Origin of the sequence: Mycolicibacterium austroafricanum, from assembly GCF_000612725.1 — a bacterium.
Lineage (GTDB): Bacteria > Actinomycetota > Actinomycetes > Mycobacteriales > Mycobacteriaceae > Mycobacterium > Mycobacterium austroafricanum.
Genome location: NZ_HG964466.1, coordinates 1 through 15,465, shown reverse-complemented (window position 1 = coordinate 15,465; position 15,465 = coordinate 1). Strand labels below are relative to the sequence as shown.

Genomic DNA, 15,465 nt, shown 5'->3' with positions numbered 1-15,465 from the left:
CCTTCACTGAACTTTGTCAAGGTAGCCCCCCGTCCTGGGGAGCTATACGTGCCAAACGAGAGCGCAGTGCACGCGGCATGCAGATCCAGCACCGCCGAGGGTGGTGGTGGTGACCGAACCACTTTTCATCGCCGTACGACGATGATAGCGTCAGGAATCATTGATCGGTCAAACCTGGGAACATCGATGATTGGCGATGCCAAGGCTGTGGTCGGCCGGTCCGGACGGGAAGGGGCCGGCAATGTGGGCCTTCGCGGCGTTGGGCTTGTTTGCGGTGTTGATGTTGGTGATCGGGGCGTGGCGGCGTCGTATTCAGGTGGCGCGCACCGGCGATAGCGGTAACCGGCGCCGCTGGCGCCCTGACGCGACGCTGGAGTGGTGGGCCCTCGCGCTTGCCGACGTGGGGTATCTGTTGGTCGGGATCGCTGCCCCGGCAGCCGCGCTGGCGGGTACGCCGGCACTGGGCATCGTCGAACGGCCGTGGGTGCACGCGGCGGGCGCGGTGGTGGCGGTCGTCGGGATCACCGCAACCCTGCTCGCACAGCTCGGGTTGGGGGCGTCGTGGCGGATCGGGGTCGAGGAGACCGAAACCACTGACTTGGTCACCACCGGCCCGTTTGCATTGGTGCGCAACCCGATCTTTACCGCGCTGCTGTTCACCTTGACCGGACTTGCGTTGATGGTGCCCAACCCAGTTGCGGTCGTCGGGCTTGTGGTCGCGGTGGCCGGGATCGAGTTACAGGTGCGGGGGGTGGAAGAGCCCTACCTGCGCCGGGTCCACGGCCACGCCTACAGCGACTACACCACCGCGGTGGGCCGGTTCGTGCCCACCTCGGCTGCACCCGAAATGAGGCCAATGATGCTGCCCGACACGACAACTGACTTCAACACGGTGGAGGTGACGGTGGCGTTCGTCGACCTGGCCGGCTACAGCGTGCTCACCGAAGCCTGCGGGGATCGCGAGGCCGCCCAGCTGGCCACGCGTTTGGTCGAACTCGCCCACACCGCCCTACAACCGGGCGTGCGGGTGGTGAAGACGATCGGGGACGCGGTCATGCTGGCCGCAGACACTCCCGCCCAGATGACGGCCACGATCATCGATCTGGCCGACCGGGTGGCTGGTGAAGACGGATTTCTGCCGATTCGGGCCGGGATCCATCACGGCCCCGCGATCGCCCGCGGCGGCGATTTTTTCGGTCATGTGGTTAACATCGCCGCCCGGATCACCGCCCTGGCCGGCGCCGGTCAGGGCGGTGATCACCGACGCGATCGTCGACGCGGTCAGTGAGTATGGGCTGCCCACCACACCCATGGGCCTACCGCCGTTGCGCAACATCACCGCCGCCATCCCGCTGCACATGATCGCCCTGGCCGCCGCGTGCTATCCGCGTGACCCGGTCTGCGGGATGCGTATCGACCCGGCCACCGCGCCCGCCCACCACCACCGCGAGGGCTGGGATTGGTGGTTCTGCTCGACCGACTGCGCCCACCGATTCATCACCAACTCAAGCATGTCTACACCGCAGCAACCCCCGGTCGCCGCCAGTGAAAGGCGGCCCAGATGAGCCGTTCCTGGAGCCGCAACCGGCTCAAATTCGCGCTCGCCGGGCCTGTGTTCGAAGCCGGCAACCGGTTCATTCCGGGCCGGCCGCACGCCCGGCTGGCCGGGCTGGTCGCCAAGCAGCGCCCGCAGCAGGTGCTCGAACTGTGCGGCGGCACCGGCTACGCCGCCCGCCTGCTGGCACGCCTCTCGCCGACCACCCAGATCGATTCCCTCGACATCTCCCCGGAAATGCTGGCCGTCGGCCGCCGCCACCTCGCCCGCCACCACATCGACAACGTGACTCTGCATGAAGGCGACGCCGCAGCACTGCCGTTCGGCGACAACACCTTCGACGTGGCGATGAGCGTGTTCGGCTGGCACGAACTACCCACCGATATCCGCCACCGTGCCATCGACGAAACCCGCCGCGTCCTGCGCCCGGGAGGACAAGTCATCGCCATCGACCTCGACCCACCCCCCACCGCACGGTGGGCCTACGGCCTCTACCTGCGGCTGGCTGAACGACCCCACGCCCGCGACGTCCTGGGCGCCGGACTCGCCGACGCCTTCACAGCCCACGGCCTGACCATCACCGCCCACCAGCCCGCGGCGGGCTGGGCCGCCCCATTCCAGATCATCCACGCCCACGAGAGCGGCATCTGATGGTGCACATCAGTAGCCCCATCTTGCTCACCGCGCCACTGCTGGGCACCGTTCGGTGATATCAACCCGGTCACGATTGTGCAGGCGTCGTGGATCCAGAACGGTTGACTGCACCACGGGCCTCAGGGTGTAGTCGGCAGCAGGTGGGCGGTGGACCTGAACAAGTCCGAGGGTGTGGCAACGCCGACACGATCAATACCCCTGAGCGCTATCATCGTTTAGTGACGATGAATCGGCTGGGTGGTGATCTCGCCACCGAACCGCGCTGGGGCGGGGCGGCGCTGCTGCGCCCGGGGGTGCTGGCCTTCACCGGATCGATCGGCACCACCGATGCCCATGCCCACCATGCTGTGCAGATCATGACCGCCACAACGGCTTTCACGGTGCTCGATGAGCACGGCTCTCGACACTGCGGGACGCGGGTGGTCGTGCCCGCCGACGCGCAACATCGGATCGAGGTCGGCGCCGAGGAGGGAGCGGTGGTGTTCTTGGACCCGGAATCCACGCCGGGGCAGTCCGCGCACCTGCGTGCGGTCCGCTCGGGATGGGCCATCACCCCCGTCTTCGCCCCAACGAGGCGGCGTCCGCTTGCCGCAGTGGTGGACGGACTGGTCGCACACCTGAGCCCCGCCACGACCAGAGAGGCCGTCGCGCCGCTCCACCCGGCGGTCGGTCATGCGTTGCAACTGTTGCCCGACCTCGTCGCAGCCGGCCCGGTCACCGGCACGGAAGTCGCTGCGCAACTAGGCATCTCGGCAAGCCGGTTGACGCATCTGTTCACCGAACAGGTCGGCATCCCGCTGCGCCGCTACGTGTTGTGGTCGCGGCTACGGATGGCGATCACGCTGGTGCAGGCCGGTGACGACCTGACCGGCGCTGCGCACGGTGCGGGGTTCGCCGACAGTGCGCATCTCACCCGCACCACCCGCGACATGTTCGGCCTGGCGCCTTCGGTGCTGAGCCGGCACGTGTCCTGGGACCTTCCCACCAGCGGTTAGCCGAATCATTCAAGCCTCGCCTCGGGCAGAGCACCGACCATCGAGCCATGAGCGCGATTACTTCGTCCACGTTGACCAGCACCCCGGCCCACCGGGTGGCCCGCTACGGCTACGTGCCGTTCATGCTGATCGGCCTCAACGGCACAGCCATCGCCCTGACCGCCTCGGGCGCACCGAAACTATGGTTGCTACCCATCTTGGGTGTCGCGATCGCGACATCGTTTCTGGTCGAGCGGATCATCCCCTATGACCGCGGCTGGAACCATGACCGCGCTGACACCACCCGCGACCGCATTCACGTCGCGGTCAACGAAACCCTCATCCTGGCCAGTGTGGCCGCCATCCCACTGCTGGCCGCGATCGTTCCCACTCCGCAGCTGTGGCCGCACAACTGGCCATTGCTGCTGCAGGTGCTCGCGGCGATCCTGATCGCCGACCTCGGCATCACCGTCGCGCACCTGGCCAGCCACAAGATCGGCGTGCTGTGGCGCTTCCACGCCGTGCACCACAGCATCACCCGCTTCTACGGCCTCAACGGCCTGATGAAACACCCCCTCCACCAAACCGTCGAAATGGCCTTCGGCGTGGCCCCCCTCATCCTGATCGGCCTGCCCGTCGACGTCGCCTCGGTGCTGGCCCTGGCGGTAGCCATCCAGCTGCTGCTGCAACACTCCAACGCCGACTACCGCATCGGCCCCGCCAAATACGTCCTGGCCCTCAACGAGGGGCACCGCTTCCACCACCTCAAATGGGCCGGTGTCGGCGACGTCAACTTCGGGCTATTCACCCTGCTGTGGGATCACCTCATGGGCACCTACTCCTACGACCAGACCCGACGATTCGACTCCACCCAACTGGGCATGGCCGCCAAACCCGACTACCCCAGCAGCTACCTGCAGCAGATCATCTACCCGTTCACCCGCAGCGGTGGCTGCACACCCACCTCCACCCCCACCGCGCCCACCAACGAGACGCAGACGTCGGGTCCCAACCCCACGTCGAAGCATCGCCTCTAGTCGGTTATCATCGTCATATGACGATGAATAAGTCGGATGCCTGCCTCGTCGGCAGTACCTCAGGGACCTCCTCCAATCTGGATGCCGCGGTGGCGTTGTTTCACAGCCTCTCCGATGGCGCACGGCTGGCGATCGTGCGCCGGCTGGCCGACGGTGAAGCACGGGTGGTCGACCTGGTCGGTGAGCTGGGGTTGGCGCAGTCCACCGTCTCGGCCCATGTGGCATGTCTGCGGGACTGCGGCTTGGTCACCGGCCGCCCTGAGGGTAGGCAGGTGTTCTACTCGCTGACGCGCCCCGAGCTGCTCGACCTGCTCGTCTCAGCGGAGACTCTGCTGGCCGCCACGGGCAGCGCGGTGGCGCTGTGCCCCAACTACGGAACCCGCTCCCGCACGGGCGCGACGAGCTCCACGAAGCGGGCCCGGCGATGAGCGACGCATGCGGCTGCGGCAACGACGAACCCCGCGGAGCCGGCGATGAGGAGCGTGAGCCCGAGCGGCTCTGGCAGATCAAGGAACTGCAGTTCGCCGCTATTTCGGGGGTGTTCCTGCTGGCAGCGCTGATCGCCGGATTCCTCGGCGCCACCGAGCCGGTCATCCTCACGCTGCAAGCGGTGGCGCTGCTGGCCGGTGCCTATACCTTCGTGCCGTCCACCCTCACGCGGCTGGCCAAGGGCAAGATAGGGGTTGGCACGCTGATGACCATCGCGGCGGTGGGCGCGGTGATCCTCGGCGAGGTGGGCGAGGCCGCCATGCTGGCCTTCCTGTTCTCCATCAGCGAGGGCCTGGAGGAGTACTCGTTGGCGCGCACTCGTCGCGGACTGCGCGCGTTGTTGTCGCTGGTGCCCGACAAAGCGACCGTGCTACGTGACGGCGGCGAAAAGACCGTTGCGCCAGCGGATTTGCGGATCGGCGACCGGATGCTCGTCAAGCCGGGTGAGCGTGTCGCGACCGACGGCATCATCCGCCAAGGCCGCACGGCGCTCGATGTCTCGGCCATCACCGGCGAGTCAGTGCCCGTCGAAGCCGGGCCCGGTGACGAGGTGTTCGCCGGGTCGATCAATGGCACGGGGGTACTCGAGGTGGAAGTCACCACCACTTCCGAGGACAACTCGCTGGCCCGCATCGTGCGCATCGTGGAGGCCGAGCAGTCCCGCAAGGGCGCCTCTCAACGCCTGGCCGACCGCATCGCCAAACCCCTGGTGCCCGGGGTAATGATCGTCGCGGCGCTGATTGCGGTGATTGGCAGCCTGCTCGGTGACTCGGCCACCTGGATCGAACGTGCCCTGGTGGTGCTGGTCGCCGCATCACCGTGCGCCCTGGCGATCTCGGTGCCGGTCACCGTGGTGGCCGCCATCGGCGCCGCCAGCAAGCTCGGCGCGCTCGTCAAGGGCGGCGCCGCGCTGGAAGGGTTGGGCAAGATCCGCGGCGTTGCACTGGACAAGACCGGCACGCTCACCGCGAACCGGCCCGCAGTCATCGACGTGGCCATCACCAACGGTGCGAGCCGCGAGCAGGTGCTGGATCTGGCGGCTGCCTTGGAAGCGCGCAGCGAGCACCCGTTGGCCGCGGCGATCCTGGCCGCAGTCGATGATGTCATCCCTGCCACCGACGTCGAGGCGGTAACCGGTGCTGGGCTCATCGGGCATCGCGACGGGCACCGTATTCGCCTGGGTCGCCCCGGCTGGCTCGACCCCGGGCCGCTCGCCGGTGATGTGGCCCGGATGCAGCAGGCGGGCGCCACCGCCGTCCTCGTCGAAGACGACGGCGAGGTCATCGGTGCGATCGCCGTGCGCGACGAGTTGCGCCCCGAGGCCGCCGAGGTGGTCGCCCAGCTGCGCCGCGACGGCTATCACGTGGCGATGCTCACCGGCGACAACCAGGCCACTGCCGACGCGCTGGCCAGTGACGTCGGCATCGACGAGGTGCACGCTGAGCTGCGCCCCGAGGACAAGGCGCGACTGATCGAACAGCTACGGGCCCAGCGCCCTACGGCGATGGTCGGTGACGGCGTCAACGACGCCCCAGCGCTGGCCACCGCCGACCTGGGTATTGCGATGGGTGCGATGGGCACCGACGTGGCAATCGAAACGGCCGACGTGGCGTTGATGGGTGAAGATCTGCGCCACCTGCCGCAGACGTTCACCCATGCGCGCCGGGCGCGGCGGATCATGCTGCAAAACGTCGGCCTATCGCTGGGTCTGATCGTCGCGTTGATGCCGCTGGCCTTGTTCGGTGTGCTCGGGCTGGCTGCTGTCGTGCTGGTCCACGAACTCGCCGAAATCGTGGTCATCGCCAACGGTGTACGGGCCGGTCGCACCAAGCCGCTGGCCACCGCGACGGTAGACCGGTCGGCCAGCCCGACCCGCGCCGCGGCGGTCGGCGCGCCGTCGTGATCGCCGGCCGTCTCGGCGGGCGGGCCACGGTGATGCGGTCGCGCATCACCCTGGCCGCCATGGCGGTCCTCGTCGCGGGACTGGACTTGGGCTTGAAGGCATGGGCCGGCCGGGCGCTCAGCGACGGCAGCACAACAGATCTCGGGCCGCTACAGCTGCGGCTGACGTTCAACCCCGGTGTCGCATTCAGCCTCGGCGACACCCTGCCCCGCGCGGTCCTGCTCGGCCTCACCGGCGTGATCGTGGCCGCCCTTGCGGTGTTCGCTTTCTGCTTCACTCGCACCGCTGCGCTGCCCTTCGTGCTGGCACTGGCCGCGATGCTGGGTGGTGCTCTGGCCAATGTGATCGACCGCGCCGCCGATGGGCTGGTTACCGACTACCTGCACACGGGCTGGTTTCCCACCTTCAACCTCGCTGACGCCTTCGTCGTCACAGGCGCAGCCATCCTCGTTGTGGCCAGTTGGCGCGCAAGTGCCACCACGGATGCGCGGACCGGCCCGTGATCGTGTCCTCAGTGCTGCCCGCGATCGGCCTGTTCACCGTCACCAACATCGACGACATCATCGTGCTCTCACTGTTCTTCGCCCGCGGCGCGGGACAACGCGGGACAACGGCGCGAATCACCGCCGGCCAGTACCTGGGATTCGCGGGGATCCTGGGCGCGGCGGTGCTCGTCACGGTGGGTGCGGGAGCGTTTCTTCCTCCGGCAGTCATCCCGTACTTCGGACTAATACCCTTGGCCCTGGGACTGTGGGCGGCCTGGGAGGCCTGGCGTGACAACGATCACGATGACGATGCAAAGGTCGCGGGCAAAAGCGTCGGCGTCTGGACTGTCGCTGCAGTTACCTTCGCCAACGGCGGGGACAACATCGGCGTCTACGTCCCCGTCTTCCTCAGCGTGGGACCCGCAGCGGTGGTGGCCTACTGCATCGTCTTCCTCGCGCTCGTCGCGGTCCTCGTCGTCGCCGCCAGATTCGTCGCCACCCGCCGGCCGATCGCCGAAGTCCTCGAACGCTGGGAACACGTCCTGTTCCCGATCGTCCTGATTGCTCTGGGCATCGTCATCCTGGTCAGTGGTCTGGCCGACTAAGGGTCATCAACCCCCTCTCGCGCACCGGTTGACCGCCGAAAGACTTGCCGCCCAAAGGAGATCCCATGCGTAGCGTCACGCGATCTGTCGCCGTCATGACAGCCCTTGCCATCACCGCGGCCCAGGTCACCGGCTGCACCACTGGCGAGGATGCCGTGGCCCAGGGCGGCACGTTCGACTTCGTTTCCCCCGGCGGCAAGACCGCGATCTTCTACGACCCTCCTGCGACACGGGGCACGATCGGCAATCTGAATGGCCCCGACCTGTTCACCGACAAACCGATCCGCCTGTCGGATTTCACCGGGAAAGTGGTCGTCGTCAACGTGTGGGGCTCCTGGTGTGCGCCATGCCGCACCGAAACCCCGGAGCTGGAAACGGTGTACGCCGAATATCGCGACCGCGGTGTGCAGTTTCTGGGAATCGACGTACGCGACAACAGGGACACCGCACGCGACTTCGTCACCGACCGCAACGTCGAATACCCCTCCATTTTCGACCCGGCGCTCCGCAGCCTCATCACCTTGGGACGCAACTACCCGACCAGCGTGGTACCCACCACCATGGTCCTCGACCGCCAACACAAGGTCGCGGCGGTGTACCTCATGGCACTACTGGCCCAAGACCTGCGCCCGCTACTAGACCGCCTGACCACTGAGCCCTGACACCCCTGTCTGGACGGCAGCCCAGCGGCGCGACCCCACGTCAGAATTCGTTCGATGGTAGGCAATCCCATAATTTCCGGCCGTGCTGATCTTTGCCGTCGGCATCACCGGCATGACCCGAGACGTGTCCGCATTCGCCGCGTTCGTCGTGCTGCTGGCCACGATCGAACTGCAAGTCCGCATGGCCGAGGAACCCCACCTGGGCGCTACCGCGGCCAGGCCTACCGCGACTACCGTTGAGACTGTCGGCCGAAACCATCGATCCCTCCCGGCTCAGCCAACGTCCATTGGTGCCCGCTCATGCAAGGCCGCACTTTCACGGTGCCACGCAGTCGCAGACCACTGTGTCACGTGCGGCCCTCAAACGCCGCGCATGCTTTAGCCTCGATCCGTGGACTTGAGTGATTGATGTGTCTGCCATGGCTGGTTGTCGTTTGGTGGGCTTGTGAGCGTGACGTAACCGCTGGTCTGCCCAGCTTTTCCCTGTGCGCTCCGGTAGGGGCCTATTCGGCCAGGTGGTCAGGCTGTGGCCAGTAGAGGTGGATCGTAGCCGATGATGTTGCGCCACAGTGTAAGCCAGTGGTCAGCCCAGGGCCAGTGGCTCGGTAGGTGCAGAAGGGGTCGGCGTTGCGGTCGGACCAGGCGTGCGGGGACGGTGATGAGCTTGCGGCGCAGTGTGGCGCCCCGGGCGACTGCGTGGGCTCCACCGGCCAGGACGCCGGCGGCGCGCAGCAGGTTGTGGGCAATCGCGGCGCACAGGATCCACGCCGAGTTCGCTCCGAAACGTCCCGAAGGCATGTGAGCCAGGGGTCCATCGATCAGGTCGGCGAACACGGTTTCGATGATCGCGTGGCGGCGGTGGGTGATGTCGGCCGCAACGGTGGGTTCGTCGGTGTCGGTGAAGAACGGGTGATACCGCCACACCGGAAACAGCGCATCAGGAAAGCGGGCATCTTTGACCCGACGCACGATCAACCGGGCGGTCATCGGGTTGTCGGTGGAGGTGAAGGCGGTGTAGGTGGTCTCGGCGACTTCTGCATCGGAGATCCAGGCTCCCGTGTCGGGATCACGGACCGCTCCGGGGTATTCCACTGCAATCCAGGCGCTCTCGTCGATGGACTCGATGGCTGCAGCGACGGCGCGGGTCTTGGTCAGCACCAACGAGAACTGGGCACCGGCGCGGCGGCAGGCTGTGGCCACGGTGCTGTTGCCGTAGGCCGAATCGCCGCGCACCACAATCTGGCCGGTGACCCCGGCGGCGCGGGCGGTGGCGACGGCTTGGGCGATCATCCGGGCCGCACCCTTGCCGGAGTTGGCCTTCCCGGCTCGCAACCGGGCGCCGGTGATCACCGGCGCACTCGTGGCGGTGCTGATCGTGGTGACCAACGGCGACAGGCCCTTGCGCAGGATCTGCTTGCCCGCGATTTTGGTGTGTCCGTAGGAAGCACCTTGTTTGGCGTGGCCATAGACCGGACGCAGCAGTGAGTCGATGTCGAGGAACGCGCGCTCGTCGGCGCCAGGCAACAGATCGACCCGCGCGCAGAGTCCGGCCAGGTGCTCGCGCAAAACCGATTCGAGCTGGCGGGCGTGTCCGAAAGTAAATTCGCGCAACAAAGTTCCGATGGTCGAGGGTGCATACACGCCGCCGAACAGTGTCTTCATCCCACCTGCCCGCACCAGGTCGAGATCGTCAATGCAGTCCGCACCGGCACACATGCCCGCGATGACTGTGCTCAGCTTCGGTGCCGGGTTGGCCGCCCCGGACTTGATCCTCGGCTCGGCAATGACCACCTTGTCACGTAATAGCTGCGGCAAGGCAGTCTGGGCCGCCAGGGTCATCACCGGGACCAATCCAGCGCAGGACACGAGATGGTCATCATCGAAGACCGCCGACGACACAGCGAAACTATGGGACACTTTCACCGGAAGTGCCTTTCTGACCTGGAATGATTAGTGCGTAGAGAACACCAATCTTCCCAGTTCAAAGGGCACTTTCCTCATTCCGACACCCTGCGACCAGCCGATACATCGGTGGATCGAGGTTTAGTCCGCCGCCGAGTGCAGATCATGCAGTACAGCACTACAGATAACCATGTCGCTCACGGTCGGGAAGAGATAGACGTTCACCGTGAGAAACAGTCGAGCACAGCCGACCACGACCTACAGATAACACTGGCCCGAGTAACCGTTTAGGAATCTTGCCGCGTCATGCGGCGTGCGGCCCTTCCACGGACCGTAAAGCCGCACCACCTCGGCAGCATCCAGCACGGTCACAGCACTCCCAGTCCAGGGATGATATCCCTCAGGCTGAAGGTGAGCGGCTGCTCCAGCTGCGCGTAGGTGCACGAACGTGGGTCGCGGTCGGGCCGCCAGCGGTTGAACTGCGCGGTGTGGCGGAAGCGGTCGCCTTCCATGTGGTCGTAGCGGACCTCGACGACCCTCTCGGGCCGTAGCGGGATGAACGAGAGATCTTTGCCGGCGTTCCAGCGCGAGGTTTCGTTCTTGCGCGGTGTGCGGTCACCGGCTTCGTGGGCGGCCCAGTTCCACGGGTGGTCATCGAAACTGATTACCAGTGACTGCATTTCAGTGAATAATTGTCGCCGCTTCGCCATCGGGAACGCACCGATCACGCCCACCGAGGCGAGGGTGCCGTCGTCGGTGTAGAGACCGAGCAGCAGGGAGCCGATGGCGTCGTCGCTGGACTTGTGCACTCGATAGCCGGCGATGACGCAGTCAGCGGTCCGCTGATGCTTGACCTTGAACATGACCCGCTTGTCGGGCTGGTAGGTGACCGTCAAGGGTTTGGCGATCACCCCGTCCAGGCCGGCTCCCTCGAACTCCTCGAACCACCGTTGGGCGGTCGTGAGGTCGGTGGTCGCCGGTGTGAGGTGAACCGAGGGACCGGAGTCGGCCAACGCCGCGACGAGTGCGGCGCGGCGCTCGACGAACGGTCGCCGCGTGTAGTCCTCGTCGCCCAATGCGAGGAGATCGAACGCTACGAAAGACGCAGGGGACATCTCCGCGAGCATCTGCACTCGCGAGTCTGCCGGGTGGATGCGCTGTTGCAGCGCCTCGAAGTCCAGCCCGTGGTCGGTGGCGATGATGATTTCACCGTCGATCACGCAGCGCTCGGGCAGCTCGGCGGTGACGGCGGCGACCAGTTCAGGGAAGTACCGGGTCAGGGGCCGTTCGTTGCGACTGCCCAGCTCGACGTCGGCGCCGTCGCGAAAACAGATCGAGCGGAAGCCGTCCCACTTCGGCTCATACGACGCGTCGGGAGGGATCGTCGGCACCGACTTGGCCAACATTGGCGAGACCGGTGGCATGAGGGGCAGCTTCATCGTCTCATTGTGGCCTCTGCTCGGTGAACGGGTTGACTCCGCGTGAAAGGCGTTGCTGTGCCTCGGATTGTCGAATGCGCAGATATTTGATGCTGTCTTCCAACGCGGCGACCTCGCCCAGCCACGCTCGGTCCTTGGCCTCGACTAGTCGCTGCTCGGCGTTCTCGGTCATCTCGTTGATGCGACCCAGCTGGGCGGGGTCGACGCGCAGGAATCGGCATCGAGTGCAGGCGTGTTCGTGCACGCAGGGTGTGCCGTAGGGGCGGTGGCACTCGCCGAGCGCCACCCGCCGCAGCAGGAAATGGTTTTCGAACTCGGACCATTCGTCGTCGTCGGCGACCCGGTCCTCGCCGATCGGGCGCAACCGTCGGCGCCGTTCGATGAACGCCTGGTGAGCGGTGATGATGTGCTCTGGGAACACCGCGGTGTAGCCGCGGGTGGTGTCGAGATTGAGGTGGCCCAGCAGGGCAGCGGCGATGTGGAGCGGCAGGCCTCCGTTGACGGCGTCGGTGGCGAACAGGCGTCGGAAGTCGTGCGGGGTGAACCGGATCGGTTGGCCGGCGTCGTTGAGTCCGGCGACCACGGCGAGGTGGTTGAGGATGCCGCGTAGGTAGTGCCCGGAGAGGACTTCCTGTCGCGTGCCGACCCTGCGGGAGAACAGGTGAGGAAACGGCTGACCGTGCATCTTCTCCGTGACGTCGTAGCGCACAGAGAGCGGCACGTGATCACTGCTGCCCTTGGCGCGGCGCAGTACTTCTAGTAGTACCCCCACCAGTTCCGGGGTCATCGGCACCAGCCGCTCGCAGTCGGTCTTGCTCGGCACGATGTGCAGCAGCGGTACTAATGTCCCGGTCGTCGATGCGGTGTAGTGGCGCAGGGACAGCTGGGTCAGCTCTGTGAGCTCTTCGATGCGAATGCCCGTGTGACGCAGTGTTTCGACGACCGCCCAGCACCAGAACCCGTCATCCTCCACCGCGGTGACATCGATGCGTTCTCCAACTCCGCGGATCCAGAGCGGCCGCGGTTGTCCCGGAGCGAGCCGGGCCCACACCCGAGCCCGCTCAAGGACGGGCAGCTTCTCCGGTGGAGAGTCCCGCACGAACGCGACGCCGTCGACCTCGAACCGAACTTGGTGCCCGGCGGCTTGAGCGTTCTGTAGGAACAACGCGCTGCGATGTTTGTGCTCGTTCACCGCGGTCAGGAACATCGGCAGCAACGGCGTGAGCACTCGGGTGCGGCTTTGCATCTGACTTCGTTGGCGCCGCTTGTACTTGGCCGCCGCACGGCTCAGCGACCGCGGAACGGGGCACGGCGCCACCCAGACGCCCCAACGCACCGGATCGTCGTGTGACCACTCGGCCAGATCGCGGTAGAAGCCGCGGACGGCGAACAAGATCGAGTGAGTTTCCCGACGTTCGCGCCCGTCGGTCGTCAGCGCCAGTCGTTCGCGCCACGTCGTGGTGACCTCAGCCGACAGCCGCAAATCCGCCTGCTGCGGGTTGATTTGCAGGATCTCCCACCAGAACACACGTGCCAGTCGGTAGGCCAGGCCGTCCAGTGAGCCGTAATCCATGCTGGGACGGATCTCCTCGAGATAGTCCACCAGCAGATCCCTCACGCCCGAGGGCGGGATTCCGTACCGGTCGACGAGGGTGGCGGTCGAATGCTGACGTGTGTTGCCCTTCGCCGACCACGCGGCCCGCAGCGTCGGTGCCTCCGCGGCCAGCGGCCCGAGTCGCACCAGCAATTCCCACAGGAGGTGTTCGCGGCGTGCGCGTCCGGAGGTCTGCACCACGTCGGCGTAGTACAACAGATCGTCCCCGGTGATCTGCTCGATGGTCTTACCGGTGCGAATCATCACCCGAGCCAGCCCGGCTTCGGAGTCGCGCCGATGACGAAGCATCGCTGCCTGATAGTCGGGCAGCTGCCGCAACTCTGTGAGGGCGCTGCCACCGTTGACGTCGAGGAATCGAGCGGTGTTGACCTTCGTTCGGGAATCGAGCATCCAGCTGTAGGACGGCCGCAGCACCCGCAGTTGCAGTAGCGAGTTCATTCCCATCAGCGTGGGTGACCAGTGGTCGTAATGCGGAAGGTCCTGATGGTCCATCCAGGTCCGCGGCGCGGCGTCCGAGCCGCTGGCCAGCCACCGTTGTTCCCACGTGTCACCGGAAAAGCACATTAGTCGGGTGAGTAGCGCGCGCGTCCCGCGCACGATTATCTGTCGGCGTGGAGGCTTGGAGGAGCGGTGGTGCCGGGCGACTACTTCACACAGTTCTTCGATGGTGTGCCGCTGCATCGCTGACCCGGAGGCATCGTCAGGCAGATCGGGAGGCGGCTGACTTGCGTCGCATCCCTTCATGATTCGCAATTTCCCGGTGCGGCCGAACCTGTCGTCCGGCGGGATCGCGGCCAAGTGCGGTGAGTCGGGCCGTGACAACAACGCTATTGGCGGGGCCGAAGCTGCGCGGGTCGCGGCCGCCTGCCGCCGCGCCTGAGGTCGCGTGTCTTCATCCTCGATGGTCACGTCGGCGAGAGTCCCAGCAGTTCGCGCACCGCGGCCGCGTCGTAGCCCGGTTCGATCGTCGGCCCCTTCACCGGCGGTCGGGCGTAGTGCTCAAGCACCTTGCCTACCAGATCCTCCAGCCGCGGCTGGGTGTAGATCTGCGTGGTCGTGACGCTGGCGTGCCGCAGGACCGTTTGCACGTCGACCAAGGTGAACGCCGGATCGGCGAGCAGCCGCGCCGCGGCCGTATGGCGGAAGTCGTGCAGCGACCAGTTCGTGCCCAAGCTGTCATTCGCCCGGCGAAGGACCGCGCGCATCGCGTGATAGTTCAGCGGTGCCGCCTTGGATCGTCGCGTCCACCAGACCGGGCCGCCCGGACCCATGGGTGGCTGCTGCTCGGCCAGGTAAAGTGCCAGCCACACGAAGGAGTCCACCGACGCCGGCACCACCTCCCGCGCTCGGCTGCCCTTACTGGTCACCGTGATCGTGTAGCGGCCCGCATCGAGGTCGCCGTGACACAGCCCCAACAATTCCGACGCCCGGACTCCCGACGACAGGTAGAAACTGACCAAGGCGCGGTCGCGGTGGCTCCGCAACGCGGCGAACAACGTCGTCGCGGCCGCATCCGGAATGCCGCGCCAGACCGGGCGGGGCGTCTTCTGCCGGTAGTTCGCGCGCTTGTGAATAGCGAAGTCCTGCATAGGATTATGGTGCGCATGCGGACGGCCGCCACCGCGAGCCCGCTGCGAAGGCACCGGGTTGACCAGCGGCCCCAGGTTGGCCGCGCAGGCATGCTCGTAGAAGCCGAACAGCACTGAGAGCTGATGGTTGATGGTCCGTGCCGCGTACTTCGCTGGCAGCTCAGTCTTGCCGGTCAGCGCGTTGATCGAGCCGGGCGGAGGTCTATCCGGGCCCCGGCGCAAACGCTGCGGGTTCGGCGTCTCGCGCAGATACTCGACGAATGCGCGGACGTCGACGCGTTCGGCTCGCTCCCAATTGATCAGGCGCTCGTGCAGGAACCGGAACCACCGCAACAGGTCGAACGCGTAGCTTCGAATTGTGAGTGGACTGCAATCCGACGCCGCCAGCTCCCGTAGGTATGACGTCGCCCCGAGGTGCTCGGCGTCGGGGAAGATCACCCGCCACGGCGACCCGCTCGGCGCCACCTCGACTCGCCCCAACACCGTCACAGCGCGATCCTCCGTCCGCGCCCCCGTTCGGTTCGAGAGGCTCGCCGAAGTTCAGTCAACTAGCCGC

General features: G+C 66.4%; 14 protein-coding genes. 10 read left to right on the top strand and 4 right to left on the bottom strand.

Annotated features, from left to right (window positions below; translation table 11 throughout):
* The first annotated feature begins 241 nt into the window (after window positions 1-241).
* The 10 genes from BN976_RS33420 to BN976_RS31745 all read left to right on the top strand — a co-directional run bounded on the left by BN976_RS33420 (window position 242) and on the right by BN976_RS31745 (window position 8,364).
* The gene (locus BN976_RS33420) at window positions 242-1,288 is read left to right on the top strand and encodes a methyltransferase (RefSeq protein WP_109489704.1); all 1,047 of its coding nucleotides are present in this window, start codon (window positions 242-244) and stop codon (window positions 1,286-1,288) included.
* Window positions 1,254-1,565 carry a YHS domain-containing protein gene (locus BN976_RS33415; protein ID WP_158498067.1) on the top strand — a complete coding sequence of 104 codons (312 nt, stop codon included), beginning with the start codon at window positions 1,254-1,256 and terminating at the stop codon, window positions 1,563-1,565. Before BN976_RS33420 ends, BN976_RS33415 begins: the two co-directional genes overlap by 35 nt.
* A complete protein-coding gene (locus tag BN976_RS31780; protein WP_036377782.1) occupies window positions 1,562-2,206 on the top strand; it encodes a class I SAM-dependent methyltransferase in 645 nt (214 codons plus the stop codon). Before BN976_RS33415 ends, BN976_RS31780 begins: the two co-directional genes overlap by 4 nt.
* A 227-nt stretch (window positions 2,207-2,433) precedes the next feature.
* The gene (locus tag BN976_RS31775) at window positions 2,434-3,204 is read left to right on the top strand and encodes a helix-turn-helix transcriptional regulator (protein ID WP_036377793.1); all 771 of its coding nucleotides are present in this window, start codon (window positions 2,434-2,436) and stop codon (window positions 3,202-3,204) included.
* A 47-nt stretch (window positions 3,205-3,251) separates the two neighbouring features.
* The gene (locus BN976_RS31770) at window positions 3,252-4,220 is read left to right on the top strand and encodes a sterol desaturase family protein (RefSeq protein ID WP_036377779.1); all 969 of its coding nucleotides are present in this window, start codon (window positions 3,252-3,254) and stop codon (window positions 4,218-4,220) included.
* Window positions 4,221-4,237: 17 nt separating this feature from the next.
* Complete coding sequence (locus BN976_RS31765; RefSeq protein ID WP_199559042.1) at window positions 4,238-4,648, top strand: ArsR/SmtB family transcription factor; 411 nt, start codon at window positions 4,238-4,240, stop codon at window positions 4,646-4,648.
* The gene (locus BN976_RS31760; RefSeq protein WP_036377776.1) at window positions 4,645-6,612 is read left to right on the top strand and encodes a heavy metal translocating P-type ATPase; all 1,968 of its coding nucleotides are present in this window, start codon (window positions 4,645-4,647) and stop codon (window positions 6,610-6,612) included. Before BN976_RS31765 ends, BN976_RS31760 begins: the two co-directional genes overlap by 4 nt.
* A 59-nt stretch (window positions 6,613-6,671) precedes the next feature.
* Window positions 6,672-7,115: a signal peptidase II gene (lspA, locus tag BN976_RS31755; RefSeq protein WP_235622220.1), complete on the top strand. Its 444-nt coding sequence runs from the start codon at window positions 6,672-6,674 to the stop codon at window positions 7,113-7,115.
* Window positions 7,112-7,702 (top strand): cadmium resistance transporter, encoded by a 591-nt coding sequence (locus BN976_RS31750; protein WP_036377773.1) that lies wholly within the window; start codon window positions 7,112-7,114, stop codon window positions 7,700-7,702. The genes lspA and BN976_RS31750 overlap by 4 nt, the downstream gene beginning before the upstream one ends.
* Before the next feature lie 65 nt (window positions 7,703-7,767).
* Window positions 7,768-8,364, top strand: a complete 597-nt coding sequence (locus tag BN976_RS31745; RefSeq protein WP_036377771.1) for a TlpA family protein disulfide reductase — start codon at window positions 7,768-7,770, stop codon at window positions 8,362-8,364.
* Between the two features lie 519 nt (window positions 8,365-8,883).
* Here the strand turns inward: BN976_RS31745 and BN976_RS31740 are convergent.
* The 4 genes from BN976_RS31740 to BN976_RS31725 all read right to left on the bottom strand — a co-directional run bounded on the left by BN976_RS31740 (window position 8,884) and on the right by BN976_RS31725 (window position 15,398).
* Window positions 8,884-10,287 (bottom strand): IS1380 family transposase, encoded by a 1,404-nt coding sequence (locus tag BN976_RS31740; protein ID WP_036376713.1) that lies wholly within the window; start codon window positions 10,285-10,287, stop codon window positions 8,884-8,886.
* A 347-nt stretch (window positions 10,288-10,634) separates the two neighbouring features.
* Window positions 10,635-11,705 carry an ATP-dependent DNA ligase gene (locus BN976_RS31735; RefSeq protein WP_036377768.1) on the bottom strand — a complete coding sequence of 357 codons (1,071 nt, stop codon included), beginning with the start codon at window positions 11,703-11,705 and terminating at the stop codon, window positions 10,635-10,637.
* 4 nt (window positions 11,706-11,709) lie between these two features.
* The gene (locus BN976_RS31730; protein ID WP_235622218.1) at window positions 11,710-13,884 is read right to left on the bottom strand and encodes a tyrosine-type recombinase/integrase; all 2,175 of its coding nucleotides are present in this window, start codon (window positions 13,882-13,884) and stop codon (window positions 11,710-11,712) included.
* A 341-nt stretch (window positions 13,885-14,225) separates the two neighbouring features.
* On the bottom strand, window positions 14,226-15,398 hold the full coding sequence (locus tag BN976_RS31725; protein WP_036377767.1) for a tyrosine-type recombinase/integrase: 1,173 nt from the start codon (window positions 15,396-15,398) through the stop codon (window positions 14,226-14,228).
* Between the last annotated feature and the right edge of the window lie 67 nt (window positions 15,399-15,465).

What these genes read in the sequence shown, in the direction of transcription:
- BN976_RS33420 (WP_109489704.1), top strand. Translation starts at nt 242, where the DNA reads ATGTGGGCCTTCGCGGCGTTGGGCTTGTTTGCGGTGTTGATGTTGGTG.
- BN976_RS31780 (WP_036377782.1), top strand. Translation starts at nt 1,562, where the DNA reads ATGAGCCGTTCCTGGAGCCGCAACCGGCTCAAATTCGCGCTCGCCGGG.
- BN976_RS31775 (WP_036377793.1), top strand. Translation starts at nt 2,434, where the DNA reads ATGAATCGGCTGGGTGGTGATCTCGCCACCGAACCGCGCTGGGGCGGG.
- BN976_RS31770 (WP_036377779.1), top strand. Translation starts at nt 3,252, where the DNA reads ATGAGCGCGATTACTTCGTCCACGTTGACCAGCACCCCGGCCCACCGG.
- BN976_RS31765 (WP_199559042.1), top strand. Translation starts at nt 4,238, where the DNA reads ATGACGATGAATAAGTCGGATGCCTGCCTCGTCGGCAGTACCTCAGGG.
- BN976_RS31760 (WP_036377776.1), top strand. Translation starts at nt 4,645, where the DNA reads ATGAGCGACGCATGCGGCTGCGGCAACGACGAACCCCGCGGAGCCGGC.
- lspA (WP_235622220.1), top strand. Translation starts at nt 6,672, where the DNA reads ATGGCGGTCCTCGTCGCGGGACTGGACTTGGGCTTGAAGGCATGGGCC.
- BN976_RS31745 (WP_036377771.1), top strand. Translation starts at nt 7,768, where the DNA reads ATGCGTAGCGTCACGCGATCTGTCGCCGTCATGACAGCCCTTGCCATC.
- BN976_RS31735 (WP_036377768.1), bottom strand. Translation starts at nt 11,705, where the DNA reads ATGAAGCTGCCCCTCATGCCACCGGTCTCGCCAATGTTGGCCAAGTCG.
- BN976_RS31730 (WP_235622218.1), bottom strand. Translation starts at nt 13,884, where the DNA reads ATGTGCTTTTCCGGTGACACGTGGGAACAACGGTGGCTGGCCAGCGGC.